General features: G+C 58.7%; 13 protein-coding genes and 2 pseudogenes. 7 read left to right on the forward strand and 8 right to left on the reverse strand.

Annotated features, from left to right (window positions below):
* The first annotated feature begins 169 nt into the window (after positions 1 to 169).
* Positions 170 to 940, forward strand: a complete 771-nt coding sequence (locus IB252_RS19170; RefSeq protein ID WP_111449343.1) for a ParA family protein — start codon at positions 170 to 172, stop codon at positions 938 to 940.
* 106 nt (positions 941 to 1,046) lie between these two features.
* Here the strand turns inward: IB252_RS19170 and IB252_RS19175 are convergent, their stop codons facing one another.
* Both IB252_RS19175 and trxC read right to left on the reverse strand, forming a co-directional pair.
* Positions 1,047 to 1,415, reverse strand: coding sequence for a hypothetical protein (locus IB252_RS19175; RefSeq protein ID WP_192409921.1), 369 nt, complete (start codon positions 1,413 to 1,415; stop codon positions 1,047 to 1,049).
* A 272-nt stretch (positions 1,416 to 1,687) separates the two neighbouring features.
* Positions 1,688 to 2,125, reverse strand: coding sequence for a thioredoxin TrxC (trxC, locus tag IB252_RS19180; protein WP_192409922.1), 438 nt, complete (start codon positions 2,123 to 2,125; stop codon positions 1,688 to 1,690).
* A gap of 271 nt (positions 2,126 to 2,396) precedes the next feature.
* Here trxC and IB252_RS19185 point away from each other — a divergent pair, with 271 nt between their 5' ends.
* Positions 2,397 to 2,666, forward strand: a complete 270-nt coding sequence (locus IB252_RS19185; RefSeq protein ID WP_095127471.1) for an AbrB/MazE/SpoVT family DNA-binding domain-containing protein — start codon at positions 2,397 to 2,399, stop codon at positions 2,664 to 2,666.
* Complete coding sequence (locus IB252_RS19190; RefSeq protein ID WP_192409923.1) at positions 2,666 to 3,028, forward strand: type II toxin-antitoxin system PemK/MazF family toxin; 363 nt, start codon at positions 2,666 to 2,668, stop codon at positions 3,026 to 3,028. Before IB252_RS19185 ends, IB252_RS19190 begins: the two co-directional genes overlap by 1 nt.
* A 7-nt stretch (positions 3,029 to 3,035) precedes the next feature.
* Here IB252_RS19190 and selO read toward each other — a convergent pair whose 3' ends face one another.
* The 5 genes and pseudogenes from selO to IB252_RS30605 form a co-directional block, all read right to left on the reverse strand.
* Positions 3,036 to 4,499, reverse strand: coding sequence for a protein adenylyltransferase SelO (gene selO, locus IB252_RS19195; protein WP_192409924.1), 1,464 nt, complete (start codon positions 4,497 to 4,499; stop codon positions 3,036 to 3,038).
* Positions 4,500 to 4,547: 48 nt separating this feature from the next.
* Entirely contained in the window at positions 4,548 to 7,898 is a 3,351-nt protein-coding gene (gene mscK, locus IB252_RS19200; RefSeq protein ID WP_192409925.1) for a mechanosensitive channel MscK, read from the reverse strand.
* A 34-nt stretch (positions 7,899 to 7,932) separates the two neighbouring features.
* Positions 7,933 to 9,675, reverse strand: coding sequence for a potassium/proton antiporter (locus IB252_RS19205; protein ID WP_008149642.1), 1,743 nt, complete (start codon positions 9,673 to 9,675; stop codon positions 7,933 to 7,935).
* Positions 9,676 to 9,992: 317 nt separating this feature from the next.
* The gene (locus tag IB252_RS30600) at positions 9,993 to 10,865 is read right to left on the reverse strand and encodes a methyl-accepting chemotaxis protein (protein WP_371925560.1); all 873 of its coding nucleotides are present in this window, start codon (positions 10,863 to 10,865) and stop codon (positions 9,993 to 9,995) included.
* Positions 10,848 to 11,684, reverse strand: a pseudogene (locus tag IB252_RS30605) (MCP four helix bundle domain-containing protein); the annotation flags it as partial. The gene IB252_RS30600 and the pseudogene IB252_RS30605, both read right to left, overlap by 18 nt.
* A gap of 209 nt (positions 11,685 to 11,893) precedes the next feature.
* Here IB252_RS30605 and IB252_RS19215 point away from each other — a divergent pair.
* Both IB252_RS19215 and IB252_RS19220 read left to right on the forward strand, forming a co-directional pair.
* Positions 11,894 to 12,124, forward strand: a complete 231-nt coding sequence (locus tag IB252_RS19215) for a hypothetical protein (protein WP_008149645.1) — start codon at positions 11,894 to 11,896, stop codon at positions 12,122 to 12,124.
* The gene (locus IB252_RS19220; protein WP_192409927.1) at positions 12,121 to 12,426 is read left to right on the forward strand and encodes a cell division protein ZapA; all 306 of its coding nucleotides are present in this window, start codon (positions 12,121 to 12,123) and stop codon (positions 12,424 to 12,426) included. Before IB252_RS19215 ends, IB252_RS19220 begins: the two co-directional genes overlap by 4 nt.
* 74 nt (positions 12,427 to 12,500) lie before the next feature.
* Here the strand turns inward: IB252_RS19220 and IB252_RS19225 are convergent, their stop codons facing one another.
* The gene (locus tag IB252_RS19225) at positions 12,501 to 12,848 is read right to left on the reverse strand and encodes a hypothetical protein (RefSeq protein ID WP_192409928.1); all 348 of its coding nucleotides are present in this window, start codon (positions 12,846 to 12,848) and stop codon (positions 12,501 to 12,503) included.
* A gap of 302 nt (positions 12,849 to 13,150) precedes the next feature.
* On the opposite strand from IB252_RS19225, the pseudogene IB252_RS30610 reads away from it, so the two are divergent.
* Both IB252_RS30610 and IB252_RS30615 read left to right on the forward strand, forming a co-directional pair.
* Positions 13,151 to 14,176 (forward strand): annotated as a pseudogene (locus tag IB252_RS30610) (sensor histidine kinase); the annotation flags it as partial.
* Between the two features lie 135 nt (positions 14,177 to 14,311).
* Complete coding sequence (locus tag IB252_RS30615) at positions 14,312 to 15,043, forward strand: methyl-accepting chemotaxis protein (RefSeq protein WP_412548178.1); 732 nt, start codon at positions 14,312 to 14,314, stop codon at positions 15,041 to 15,043.
* Positions 15,044 to 15,065: the final 22 nt, after the last annotated feature.

Below are 15,065 nucleotides of genomic sequence, written 5' to 3' on the forward strand. Positions count from 1 at the left end.
CGCATTTCGGCCGGCGGATCTGCCGGCTCTGTCAGCAAGCGGTGCATGAGTTCACGGATTTTTCCGCGCGAGATTGCACCTGACTGTGTAGTCCCGATGCTGGCGAGGTAGCTAAGCAGCGCCGTGGACTACTACACTCGGTCATTCTTTGATACACGGAGGTTTTGACATGCGGCGCGTGGTGTTCAATCAGAAAGGTGGCGTAGGCAAATCCAGCATTGCCTGCAATCTGGCGGCGGTCAGTGCCAGCGAGGGTTATCGCACTTTATTGGTGGATCTCGATGCCCAGGCAAACTCCACTCAGTACCTGACGGGGCTCACCGGTAATGATATTCCCATGGGTATCGCCGATTTTTTCAAGCAGACCCTGTCTTCCGGGCCTTTCGCCAAGAAAAACCAGGTCGATATCTACGAAACCCCGTTTGATAACCTCCATGTGATTACCGCAACGGCCGAGCTGGCTGACTTGCAGCCCAAGCTTGAGGCCAAACACAAGATCAACAAGCTGCGCAAATTGCTCGAGGAACTGGACGGCGATTACGACCGGATCTACCTCGATACACCGCCAGCGCTGAATTTCTATGCGGTATCTGCATTGATTGCCGCTGATCGTGTGCTGATTCCCTTCGACTGCGATAGCTTCTCGCGTCAGGCGCTGTACGGCCTGTTGGCGGAAATCGAAGAATTGAAGGATGACCATAACGAAGGGCTGGAAGTCGAAGGTATCGTTGTCAACCAGTTCCAGGCTCGCGCCAGTCTGCCCCAGCAAATCCTCGACGAACTGATCGCCGAAGGCCTGCCGGTATTACCGGTGTACCTGTGCAGCTCGGTGCGCATGCGTGAATCCCACCAGGCCAACACACCGCTGATTCACCTCGACCCGCGTCACAAGCTGACGCAGCAATTCGTCGATCTGCACAACCTGCTGGAAAATGCCTGATTGCTACAGGCGGAAGGTACGACGTAACTGGCTGAGCAGTTGGATCGCTGCCTTACAGCTCGCTCGAAATTGGTCGTACCGACCGTAAATTGAATGCAGCTGCAAGTTAATCCAGTATCCATCTGAAGAGGAGCAACGAGGACTTCTGGGCGGACGTCCCGGATTTGGGGGTGATGTCGTAGTACATTGCATGTGTGCCAGGAGAGAGCTTCCTCAGTTTAATGGCATCTACTTGAATCGTTGTTTTATCACCAGACTGAGTGATCAATGCAGTGCTCACAACAGCGTCCGCGTTGGGGCCTCCGCAGTACAAATTTATCCGGTCACCTATGGATTGACCTGGGTAGCGGTGGATTGTCACGGGTATTCTTTGTCTGTTCGATTCAAGGAATTTCTCCGTAATGCTGCCATTCAGTTTTTCGGGTAGTTCTGGCCTGGCAAGAGTCCGTGACGTATCAGGCGTTGATTGAGTCATTTCAGTTCTCCCTTGTAAAAGTCCCGGCACAAGCCGGATTTAGAGGGCGTCGCGGCCATGTGGCAGAACGCTGAACCTGATTCAATCACCTTTTTTTTAGCTCTGATACTGTCACATTTCGCAGCTTGTCAAAGCGTGAAATATGTGCTTTTCGCGTTTCAATCTCGCACTTTCAGCAGGTTTTTCGGCAGCTCACCCGCTAACGCTGCCAGCGAGAGGTCGACCGAAAGTCGAGCCTTTGCCACCCCATGTTCCATGGTTGGATCTCAGTGTCATTGAATTCCCTGACTACGCAACCAGCTCATCAACTGCGGTAACGGAAAGGCCCCGCTCTGACGCGCCACTTCCCGGCCGTTCTTGAACAGGATCAGACTCGGGATTGAACGGATCCCCAGCTGCGCCGACAACTGCTGGTTTGCCTCGCTGTCCAGCTTGGCCAATCGACATTTGCCCGCCAATTGCGCCGCCGCTTGCTCGAACACTGGTGCAAACGACTTGCACGGCCCGCACCAATCCGCCCAAACATCTACCAACAATGGCAGATCGCCTTTGATCTGGCTGGCGTAATCGCTTTGCTTCAACTCAAAGGGTTTGTTCAGCAGGACTTCGGCTTTGCAGCGACCGCATTTTGGATGGTCGTTGAGGCGCTCCGCGGGGATGCGGTTGAGGCCGTTGCAGTGGGGGCAGGGGATGAGGAGTGGGTCGGACATAGTCGTACTCTGAAATGAGTGGGCAATCTTGAACTGATCTGGTGTTGCAAACTGCTTTTATCAAGCCGTGAAAGGCCGGCAGGAGCTACGCGTTTGTCGCAAATCCTCACATTTTCCAAGCGTTCGGTTTGGGATCGGTGGCTACGCTGGAAGCAACGCCACGATCTTCAAGTCTCTTAGTGAGGAGTTCGCTTTGCCTTTAACTTCGTGCTACTTTTGTTGCACTTATCGAGAGATCGATGCCTTTCATTTATCGGATAGGAGTTATCCCATGTCCGTGACTTCCAAAATCCGCCGTCAAGGTGGGGCTGCGGTGATTACCCTCCCGCCAACTTTACTGAAGCTCCTGCACCTGGAAGTAGGGGCACAGTTGGAACTGAATGTGGTCGATGGCGAGTTGATTGCCCGTCCGGTTGTACAGCCTCCTCGCAAGCGCTACAGCCTTGCCGAATTGCTTGAAGGTTCCGAAGAAGTCGCTGAGCTGAATGCTCAGACGGCGTTTGCACGTGAAGGCGATTCAGTCGGCCGGGAGCTAGGTTGATGGTTAGGCGGCAAGCCCCCCAGCGGGGCGATGTCTACTGGATTGACCCGAACCCGGTTGCGGGACGAGAGATGATGAACCGGCATCGGTTTGTGGTGATTACGCCAAGGGAAATCAACTCGTTGGGTGTCAGCATGACAGTGCCCGTGACCAGTGGTGGGAACTTCAGTCGAAACTCCGGATTGGCGGTCATCATCTCCGGCCACGAAACGAACGGTGTAGCGGTTTGCAATCAGGTGCGCAGTTTTGATATTGAGCAGCGAGTTCGGGACGGCTCAGCCAAGTTCATTGAGCGACTTGATGACATCACGATGGCAGACATCATTGCTCGAGTCGTCAGTGCCATCGATCCCATGGATTGATCAATCATCAAGACGAACAACTGATCTCCAGATGCTTGCCCCACTCCGGCGGACGCTCGGCGTAGCTCTCCATCCCCGGTTGCTCCTCGAACGGATTACTCAGCACCGCATGCAGGCGGCGAACTTCTGCATAGTCGCCGCTTTCCGCCGCATCGATGGCTTTCTGCGCCAGGTAGTTACGCAGAATGTAGAGCGGATTCACCGCATGCATCCGTTTGCGGCGTTGTTCCTGATCAACCTCGCCTTCACGTGTCACCCGGGCGATGTAGAGCTCGCCCCAGGCATCGAAACCTTTGATGTCGACGAAGTCATCGCGCAACCGGGCGACGGCCAGTTCCGGTGATTCTTCTCCCAAGCGGCGGAAGAACAGGCTGTAGTCGACGCCACTGTTCTGCATCAGTTGCAGCAGGTGCTCCAGCAGTTTCTGGTCATCGTCTTCGGCCGTGGTGAAACCGAGGCGGCGGCGCATCAGGTCCAGGTAATGGGCCTGGTACAGCGGGAAGTACAGGCCGAGGGTTTCACGCAGGGCTTCGACGCTGATGAACGGCGTCAGGGCCTGAGCGAGGGCGCTGAGGTTCCACTGGCCGATCGGCACCTGGTTGCTGTAGGAGTAACGACCCTGATCATCGGAGTGGTTGCAGATGAAGTGGGCGTCGAAGTCGTCGAGGAAGGCGAACGGGCCGAAGTCGAAGGTAATGCCCAGGATCGACATGTTGTCGGTATTCATCACGCCGTGGCAGAAGCCATAAGCCTGCCATTTGGCGATCAGCTCGGCGTTGCGCTCGACGATTTCGCGAAACATCGCCAGGTACGGTTCCGGCTGTTCCAGGCATTGCGGGAAATGCATGGCCAGCACGTGATCGCCGAGTTCTTTCTGCTTCTCGGGACGTTTGGTGTAGTAGAAATACTCGAAATGCCCGAAACGCACATGGCTCGGCGCCATGCGCAGGACCATGGCCGCGCGTTCCTGCTTCTCGCGCCACACCGGCGTGTCGGAGCCGATCACGCACAGGGCGCGGGTGGTCGGGATGTTCAGGGCATACAGCGCTTCGGAGGCAAGAAATTCGCGGATCGAGGACCGCAGCACCGCCCGCCCATCACCCATGCGCGAAAAGGGCGTCTGGCCGGCACCCTTGAGGTGCAGGTCCCAATGCTCGCCGGCCTCGTTGTAGACCTCGCCCAGCAACAGACCGCGACCATCGCCCAACTGCGGGTTGTAGGAACCGAACTGATGACCTGAATAGACCATCGCCCTCGGGATCGCGTCGGCCCAGAGCTTATGGCCGCTGAACAGTTCGACAAACTCAGGGGTTTCGGCCTCGGCAGGGTCGAGATCGAGCAGCGCCATGGCGGCAGGGCTGGCCACCACCAGGCGCGGATTGTCGATCGGCTCGGGCAGCACATGGGTGGAAAACGTATCGCCCAGGCGGGCGAAACGATTATCGAAGGTCAGTTCGTCGAGGGCTTTCAAGGGCCATCTCCAGCAGAATGTCCGAGCATTCTGCTAGGGATAAGCCGCTTAGTCGAGCTTGGCGGCCGGCGGCTCTTGCACAGGTTTGCCATCGGCCATGGGAACGATGGTCTTGGTTTCCGGCTCGATGGGCACCATTTTGTATTCCTGGCCCTGAAGATTCTTGAGGTAAACCTCCATCTGCCGGAACGAGATGTTGATGTGCTGTTTCTTGAACTCGCGATTGATGAAGCGGTTGACCTCATCGAGCACCGGGTTACGGTCACCGAGGTCACGTACATGCATGCGCAACTCGTGGTCGAGGGTGCTTTCGCCGAAGTTCAGGAAGTACACGTGGGGTTCCGGGTCTTTCAGCACTCGCGGGTTATCGCGTGCGGCCTTGAGCAGCAATTCCTTGACCAGGTCCAGGTCAGAGCCGTAATCGACACCGAGCTTGAGGGTCACTCGGGTGATGGTGTCGGTCAGGGACCAGTTGATCAGTTGTCCAGTAATGAACGTCTTGTTCGGGACAATGATGTCCTTGCGGTCGAAGTCGGTGATCGTCGTGGCGCGGATGCGGATCTTGCTCACCGTACCGGACAGGTTGCCGATGGTGATGGTGTCGCCAATCCGCACCGGACGTTCGAACAGGATCATGATCCCGGAGATGAAGTTGGCGAAGATTTCCTGCATCCCGAAGCCGAGACCTACCGACAGCGCCGCCACCAGCCATTGCAATTTGTCCCAACTCACGCCGAGTGTCGACAGGGTGGAGACGAAACCGATGCCGGCGATCACGTAGGACAGCAAGGTGGTGGTGGCGTACGCACTGCCCTGAGCCAGGTTCAGCTTCGACAGCACCAACACTTCCAGCAACCCCGGCAAGTTGCGCGCGAGGGCGAAGGTGATGCCGATGATGATCAGCGCGCCGAGCATGTCGCCAATGCTGATCGGCACCATGCTCATGTTGGCGCCGGTGCCGCTGGTGTATTCGTAGAGGGTGACGTTATCCAGGTACGAGAACACAGAGATCAGATCGGACCAGACCCAGTACAACGCCGCGATGAAACCGCCCAGCAGTGCCAGGCGGATAAGGCGCAGGGACTGCTCGTTAACCTTCTCGATATCCAGGGTTGGCTCTTCGATCACCGCTTCGCCGTCGCCGGCCTCTTTCGCGGCCTGGCGTTTGGCCAGGGCGCGCTGGTAGGCCAGGCGGCGTGCCGCAACGCTGAGGCCGCGCACGAAGGTGGCCTCGATCACCAGCCAGAACATCAGCAGGTAAAGGGTGTTGATCAATCGGTCACTGAGCTTCAGCGCGGTGTAGTAATAGCCGAAGCACACCGCCACGAACAACGCGACAGGCAGGACGGTGAACAGGATCCCCACGGCCTTGCGGAACAGCGAAGCGTTCTGGTGAGTCGGGCTGCTGATCAGCAGGCGGCTGAGCAGCCAGGCCATCAGCGCATAGCAAGTCAGCACCACCGGCATGCCGAGTACGTCATCGGCCAGGGTCGCGGGTTGCAGCTCGGCGACCGCCACCACCGCGACCAACGCCATGACCACCAGCCCGAGTCGACGGACCCAGCCCTGCAGGAATTCGACCTGGGGTTTTTCCCAGCGGAAATGCAGTTCGGCCACGCCGCCCGGCGCAAGGATCCGGTAAGCGGTGTAGAACACTAGCCAGGCCTGGGCCATTTGCAGCAGCGCCGCGCCCATGTTCGCGTTCTGTCCGCGGGCGTCGATTTGCAAGGCCAGGCCACACAAGGCCAGGCCCAGGGACACCGGCATCGCCAGCAGAATGTTGATCAGGATGGCCTGCGGCGTGTGCCACTGGCTGTCGCGTTTGAAGTGGCCGATGTCCTGGTGAACCTTGCTCAGTCGGGCATACAGGCTTTTGCGTCGCCACAGCAGGGCACCGATCAACAGCGCCAGGGGCAGGAACAGCAGCGGCCGTTGGGTCAGGCCGTCACTTAATTCGCTCAGGCTGGAAGCCCACGGCAGCGTGGTGACCTGACGTTCCAGGCGCTCCGGCACGGCGCGCATCCATTCCAGGTCCAGCGGTTTGTTGCTGGGAATCCAGAACATCTGCTCATCAAGGGTTGCCCGCAGGCTTTGCGCGGTGCTGAGCAGTTGCTTCTGATTGAGTTGCAACGTGATCGATTCGTTGAGCACCGCGCTGAGTTCGCGGTTCAGCCGCTCCAGCAGGTCGGCGCGGGTTGTGGCCAGCTCCAGCAGGCTTTTGCGCAGTTGCGGGGTGACTTGCTCGGGAGGCTGAGTCGATAGCAGGTTGTCGACGTAGGTCGCCGGGTTGCTGAGCAGTTCCCGTTGCTGGCTGACTTCGAATTGATAGAGGCGAATGTCGGCGATCTGGTCGGCCAGGTCACGGTCGAGCCTGAGGCGTGGCAGGGACTGTTTCTGTTTGTAGAGAATCTTGGAGAGCAGCAGGCTGCCCTTGAGCACGTTGATTTGCTCGTCCAGCGCCGAGTCGCTCTGCGTCACGTTGTCCAGTTGCTGCTTGGTCTGCAGATTCTGCTGGGTGACTTCGTTGAGGCGGTCAGTACTTTTGAGCAGGTAGTCAGAAAGCTTGAGGTTGGCCGCGCTTTCGGTCGCCAGCAGGGTACTGCCGCCGGATTTCTGCGCTTCGATGGACTGCTGCGTCACCGTCTCCTGGGACTGGGCCAGGCGCTTCTGGTTGATCAGGGTTTGCAGCTCCTGGATTTCCTGATCGAGGCGATCGGATTTTTCCGAGAGCAAGTCATGCTGGCTGTTGCCCAAGTCCTGCAGTTGATTGTTGCCGGCCAGTTCCTGGCGGCGCAACGGGATCAGGGCATTCAGCGCCGCGAGCTCTGCGTTGAGCAGGTCGCGTTGCTCAGGGGTCAAGATCTTGCCGCCGTCCTTGCCGATCTTGAGGATGTTGTTGATCTGCTGGATGCGCGTCTGGCTGGCAGAAATTTCGGCCTGGGCGCGCTCGGGGCGGGTCTGGGCAGTAATCACCAGACTGTTGGCGTCGGCCAGGGCTTTTTGCAGATCGCTTTGCTGGGTGGAGCGCTCGGTGAGCATTTGCTCCAGTTGCTGAATAGGCTCTTTGGCATAGCGCTGCGGTACTGGCAGCAATTTGGTGGCTTTGAGCTTGGCCAGTTCTCGCTGGTTCTCGATGTTCTGCTTTGGGGCGTTGGCCAGTTGCTGCTTGAGATCGGCCAGCTTCTGCTCGTAATCACGCTTGTTGTTGAGCTGTGTCAGCGTGTTTTGCAGGATGCTCTGCAGGGCTTTCTGATCGGCTTCCGGCAATTTGCGCTCGGCGATCTTGTCCAGGTTCGCCTGCACGGCTTCGCTGGACGGCGGTTCGGCCGCTTGCAATGTACCGACAGAAAGACTCAAGCCCAGCAGGGCCGTAATGATAAACGTGCGCAGGGTTGACATAGAGACCGATCGAAAACGAGACGAAGTGTAGAGTTTAGAGGAACAAGCCCGGACCGGGGCGACTTCCTTCGGGGAATCTGACGCCCACTTTACCTATCTTGTTCCCTTCCATGACCGCGACGGTCCAAATGGTGTTGTTCCACTCCACCTGGTCACCGACTACGGGGGCACCGCCCACTTTCTGGGCAATGAAGTGGCCGAGCGACATGTCCGGATCGATGCCTTCCACTTTCAACCCGTACAGCGCCGCAACCGCCGCCAGCTGGGCGTCTCCTTCGAGTACGAAGTCGCCGAAGAAGCGCAAGTCGAGGCCCCGTTGCGGTGCCTGGCTGAAGAGTTTTCCGAGGGCCGGAAGGTTGTGTTCATGGCCGATGACGCACAGCAAATCGTCGACTTCGAGCACCGTACTACCCGACGGATGGAGCAGTTGCTGGCCACGAAACAGGGCTGCAATGCGGGTGCCTTCGGGCATTTTCAGTTCGCGAAGGGGCGAGCCGATGCACCATTTCTCGGCACCGAGGCGATAAACGAACAGCTCCCACTCACTGGTGACGTGGACTTCCAGGGCGGCGCGGGAGATCGGCGCCGGCTCCGGCGGAACGGTCACTTTCAAAAGCTTCGCCACCCACGGCAGGCTCGTGCCCTGCACCAGCAGCGACACCAACACGATAAAGAAGGCGAGGTTGAAATAGAGTTGAGCGTTGGGCAGGCCGGCCATCAGCGGGAACACCGCCAGAATGATCGGGACCGCGCCGCGTAACCCGACCCAGGAAATGAACGCCTTCTCGCGCCCATGGAACGCCTTGAAGGGCAGCAGGCCGACGATCACCGACAACGGCCGCGCAAACAGAATCATCCACAGCGCCAGGCCCAGAGCGGGCAGGGCAATCGGCAACAGGTCATGGGGCGTTACCAGCAGCCCGAGGACCAGGAACATGCCGATTTGCGCCAGCCAGGCCATGCCATCGAGCATGTGCAAAATACCGTGGCGGCTGCGCACCGGGCGGTTGCCGATGACCAGGCCGCACAGGTAAACCGCCAAAAAGCCGCTGCCGTGCAAGGCGTTGGTCAGGGCAAACACGACCAGTCCGCCAGCAATGACCAGGATCGGATACAGGCCGGTGGCCAAGTGGATACGGTTGACCAGTTGCAGCATGACCCAGCCACCGCCCAGGCCGATGACAGCACCGATACCGAACTCACGCATCAAGTGCCCGAGCAGGCTCCAGTGCAGACCGGTCTGGCCGCTGGCGAGCATGTCGATCAGGGTCACGGTGAGGAACACCGCCATCGGATCGTTGCTGCCGGACTCGATCTCGAGGCTGGCGGTCACCCGTTCGTTCAGGCCTTTGCCGCCGAGCAGCGAGAACACCGCCGCGGCGTCGGTGGAGCCAACGATAGCGCCGATCAGCAGGCCCTGAATCAGGTTCAGGTTGAACAGCCACGCGGCGGCCATGCCGGTCAGCCCGGTGGTGATCAACACCCCGACCGTCGCCAGCGACAGCGCCGGCCATAACGCCACGCGGAAGCTGGAAACCCGGGTGCGCAAGCCACCGTCGAGCAGGATGACGGCCAGCGCGAGGTTGCCGACCAGATAAGCCGTTGGGTAGTTATCGAAAATAATGCCGGCGCCATCGACGCCGGCCGACATGCCCACCGCGAGGATGATCACCAGAATCGGGATACCGAGGCGCGATGAAAGTGAGCTCACCAGAATGCTTGCACCTACCAGCAACGCGCCGATCAAGAACAGGCTGTTGATGGTCGTCGCATTCAAAGGCAGTACTCCAGAAAGCTGAAAGGCGGGCGCAAACTGACCATGCAGTCTGCGTGCCAGCGATTCTAACCTGTTGAAATGTGATGCTGTCAAAAAGCTTTTGCAGCAAGCAGATGACACACGCAGCTCCGGGTGCAATCACTGTGGCGAGGGGATTTATCCCCGTTGGGCTGCGAAGCGGCCCCCTGCGTTCTTTCAGGCATGCCCCGCAAACAGGTCTTGCGACGGCTTCGCCGCCGAACGGGGATAAATCCCCTCGCCACAGATAAATCCCCCCACCACAGATAAATCCCTTAGCCACAGAGTTCGCGGTGCTCTTAGAGGCTAAACCGCCCAACCATGTTGTTCAGGTCCAGCGCCAATCGCGACAGCTCATTGCTCGCAGCACTGGTCTGGTTAGCCCCGGTCGCCGACTGCACCGACAGATCGCGAATGTTCACTAGATTGCGGTCCACCTCACGGGCCACTTGCGCCTGCTCTTCGGCAGCGCTGGCGATCACCAGGTTGCGTTCGTTGATTTCGACGATCGCGCTATTAATAGTGTCCAGCGACATGCCTGCACCACGAGCGATGTTCAACGTCGACTCAGCACGCTCGGTGCTGTTGCGCATCGAATCCACTGCGTGTTCGGTACCGCTCTGGATGCTGCCGATCATGCGTTCGATTTCGCTGGTCGATTGCTGGGTGCGATGCGCCAGGGCACGGACTTCGTCCGCCACCACGGCAAAACCACGACCGGCCTCACCGGCACGGGCGGCTTCGATGGCTGCGTTCAATGCCAGCAAGTTGGTCTGGTCAGCCAGGCCGCGAATCACGTCCAGCACTTTGCCGATGTCACGGGACTCGTTGGCCAGGTCGCCGATCAGGGTGGCGGTGCTCTGCACGTCGGCGCTCATGCGTTCGATGGCGCTGACGGTTTCCTGCACCAGGTCACGGCCATCACCGGCAGAGGTAGTGGCATTTTTCGAGGCTTCGGACGTGCTGACGGCATTGCGCGCGACTTCTTCCACGGCGCTGGTCATTTCGTTGACCGCGGTGGCGGCTTGTTCGATTTCGTTGTTCTGCTGGGTCAGGCCACGGGCGCTTTCGTCGGTGACGCTGTTGAGTTCTTCAGCGGCGGACGCCAGTTGCGTGGCGGACCCGGAAATCCGTTGCAGGGTGTCGCGCAGCTTGTCCTGCATCTTCGACATGGCCAGCAGCAAGCGGCCGGCTTCGTCCTCACCATCGACGGTGATCGGGCGGGTCAGGTTGCCTTCAGCAATTTCTTCGGCAGCGCTCAGGGCGTTGGCGATCGGCTTGGTGATGCTATTGGTCAACAACCAGGCGAACAGCAGGGTCAGGCCGGTCGCGATCACCAGCAGGGTGATCACCAGGTTGAAGGCCGAAGCGTACTGGTCGGCGGCTTGTTGATTGGTGTCGAGGGTCTGCTGAGTGTTGATCTCCAGCAAGCGGTTCAACACGGTGTTCACCGCTTCGGAGTTGGTCAGCAGATCGGTGTTGAGCAGGGTGCGCAGTTCATCCACCTGATTGTTGCGCGACAGGGTCTTCATCCGGTCTTCGATCTGACGGTACTGGCCGAGCAACTGCACGTATTGGTCGTAGGCCGAACGTTCCTGCGGGCTGGTGATCAGTTTTTCGTAAGTCGCCTGAGCGGCGCGAATCTGCTGATTGCGGGTTTCCAGCAGATCCATGGTCTTTTGCTGGACGTCCGGCTCGCGGTTCACCAGCAAACGGTAGGACAACACCCGCAGGCGCAGGGTCAGCTGAGTGAACTCGTCGAGGCTCTTGATGCTCGGCACGCTCATGGAGGCGATGTCTTCACCGGCGCTGCGAATCTTGCTCATCTGGTTCAAGGCAAACACACCCAGAATCAGCATCAGGCCGCCAATCAGGGCAAAACCGAGGAACGCCCGTGGCGCGATATTCATATTACGAAGGGACATGGTGTTTACCGAAAAGAGCGCATCCGTGCGGCGCTGAGACTGACGTATGGATGACTTATCGGTCATACGACTAAAGTCTTGAGCCCCTGCGGGTTTTTGTCGCACAACCGCTGCGGCGACGAAGTGCAGGAACCAGATCCGCCAATCACAGTCTTTAAAGCTCGCGAGGAAGGTCGCCCGCCAGGAAAATCAAGGCCTTGCGCCCCAATAACCCTGGCATCCGTGGTGACTTTTCTTTATCGTACGCGCCCTTTGAAAATGCTTGGAAAATCAAAATGTTGGAAGCATCCCTAAGCCAATTGGAACAGCTGGTCAGCGACCTGGTGCAACAGAACCAGACCCTGCTCGGCACCAACCAAACCCTGAGCGCAGAACTGGCCCAGGCCAAGGATGAAAACGAAAGCCTGCAACTGAGCCTGATGGAGCAGGAAGAGAAACAAGGTGCCACCGCTGCACGCATCCAGGCCCTGGTTGAGCGCGTCAGCGCCGGCCCAGTCAGCGCATGAATCACGGCGCCGCAGGGGTAAAAGTCGTCTCGATCCTGGGGGAGGACTATTCGATCAAGGCGCCGGCCGGGGAAGAACAAACCCTGCTGGACGCCGCGTTAATGCTGAAGGCTGCCCTGGCCGACACCAAAAGGAAGTACCCGACGTTGATCGGTGACCGCTTGCTGGTATTGGCCGCGATGAATCTGTGCTCCCAGCAGATCGAAATGCAGAAGCAGCACAAGCAGGAACTCGACCGTTACCAAGAGCAAGTCAGCGCCACGGTTGAAGTGATCTCCAAGACGATCGGCCAGCAAGGCTGATTGTCATAGTTCAGGGCGCCCTTTGGCCTAGGGCGCTTTCAATCAATTAACGGCCACGGTCAGCGCACACCTGCTTAGCGCCAGCCGATGAAGATTTCCCATTCGCCATTCTCCTTCTTCTTATAAAGAACGCTATTTACGATCATCGTGGTCCCCTCCTTTCTGATGAAGTGGTCACCCACCGCGAGTAGGGGGGCATACTCTTGGTTGCTGATCGATTGCGATGTTTTGTAAGTGACGTCGGAGTCGAATCCAATTTCAACGAAGATACGACTGTCATTTGCTTCTACAAATCGCTTCTTGGTCACTCTGGCACTCATTGGGCCATCGTTCACTATCGCGCCGACTCTGGCGTGCTTGATAAAGAAATCAGCATCTACTGCAACGCTGGGCTGTAGTGGCATCGCATTTTCTTTGTTCATGATTTCACCTTTACATAAGTGGCGAGGGCGCCGGTGCTGTTGATCACTACGCAAAACAGGACTTGGGCAGACCTAACCTAGTCGCAGAACACTGAGTTGTAACCTGTCAAAGTTGACAGGTCGCATCTGATGTGCACGATCATCTCCACCGATCATCAACAAAGAGGTCTGTGTTTTAAAGATGATTTAAGTTGTTTTTGTATACAATCGGCACGGCTGTTGCAGTGTTTCAGCCTCTTATTCTTTGGGGGTGCTCCATGCAGTTCTGGCGACGCAGTATTCAATGGCAGTTGATCCTGAGCATGGGCACCGCCCTGCTGGTCAGTATTCTGATTGTGGTTGGCATTTATACCCTCGTGGTCAATCGCCTCGCCGAGCGCTATCTGGTCGAGCAAGCGCTACCGTCGAGCATCGAAGCGATGCGCAACGACATCGAGCGAATCCTCGTTCAACCCCTCACCGCCGCCAAGGACATCGCCAGCAATAGCATGGTGCGCGACTGGTTGGCCGGGGGTGAAAACAGTGCCCAGACCAACACCTTCGTCACCTATCTGGAAGGCATCCGCGCCGAGCACAAAGCCTTTACCGCGCTGATCGTCGGCACTGCTTCAAACCATTACTTCACGGAAAAAGGCCTGGACCGGACCCTCAGCCGCACCAACCCCAAAGACGCCTGGTTCTATTCGTTTCTCGACAGCAACCAGCCGCGCACCCTCAATATCGACAATGACACCGCGACCGGAGAGTTGGCGCTGTTCATCGACCTCAAGGTCGAGCAGGCCGGCAAAGTCGTGGGCGTTGCCGGGCTTGGCCTGAGCATGAAAGAGCTGTCGGAGCTGATCCACAACTTCAACTTCGGTGAGCGCGGCAAGGTCTATCTCGTACGTTCCGACGGTTTGATCCAGGTTCACCCCGAAGCGCAGTTCAGCGGCAAACGCACGTTGGCCGAACAGATTGGCACCCCGGCAGCGCAAGCCGTCATGGGCCAACAGGCTGCCACCCACAGCAGCTTCGATCGCGATGGCGAAGATTTTCTGGCATTGAGTCTGCCGTTGCGGGACTTGGGCTGGACCCTGGTGGCCGAAGTGCCACAGTCGCAGATCTACGCCGAAGCCCGCCGCGCGATGTGGATGAGCAGCGGCATTGGCCTGGCGGTGGCGCTGATTTGCCTGATGCTGGTGGTGTTGTTGGCCCGTGGATTGGTGCGGCCGATCCGTCAGGTAACAGCGGCGCTGGTAGCCATCGGTAGCGGTGGTGGAGATTTGACCCACAGGTTAGATTCCAGTCGCGCCGATGAACTGGGTGACCTGGCTCGCGGCTTCAATCGGTTCCTGGAAAGCCAGCGCGACATGATCGGCGAAGTGTTGACCACCAGCGAGCGTTTACGAACGGCCGTCGGCCAGGTGGCGCGGGTAGTGGACAACACCGCTGAACGCTCCGGCCGTCAGCAGGAAATGACCGACATGGTCGCCACCGCCGTTCACGAAATGGGCCTGACGGTGCAGGAAATCGCCCAGAACGCCGGCAATGCCGCGGTGGCTTCGCAAACTGCCCGGGATGAGGCGATGCAGGCGCGGGAAGTGGTGGGCGGGTCGATTCGGCATATCGAAAGCATGTCCGATGAAATCGGCCTCGCGGCCAGTGCGGTGGGCGAGTTGGCCCATCAGGTGGCCTCCATCGATCAGGTGCTGGCAGTGATTCGCGGGATTTCCGAGCAGACCAATTTGCTCGCGCTCAACGCGGCCATCGAAGCGGCGCGGGCCGGGGACATGGGGCGTGGGTTTGCGGTCGTGGCGGATGAGGTGCGCACGTTGGCGCGGCGCACGCAATCGTCGACTGATGAGATTCAGCAGATGATTGGCAGCCTCAAGCAAGGCGCGGAGAACGCGGTGTCGTCGATGCATTCCGGGCAAGCGGCGACCGGCACGGGCGTTGAGTCGAGCCAACGCACTGGGGTGTCGTTGACCGCGATTACCGGGCAGGTGGAGCGCATCAGCGACATGAACCATCAGGTGGCGGCGGCGACGGAAGAGCAGTCGGCGGTGACGGAAGAGATCAACCGGAACGTGCAGGGGATTTCTGACCTGGCCCGTGCCACCGCCGGGGAGGTCAGGGCTTGTCGAGAGGATTGTCAGATGTTGCAGCGGTTGGCCGATGATTTGGCGCGGCAGATGGGTAGCTTCAAACTCACTTGACCGATCGTTCCCACGCTCCGCG

The sequence above is a fragment of the Pseudomonas sp. PDM10 genome, assembly GCF_014852295.1.
Classification (GTDB): domain Bacteria; phylum Pseudomonadota; class Gammaproteobacteria; order Pseudomonadales; family Pseudomonadaceae; genus Aquipseudomonas.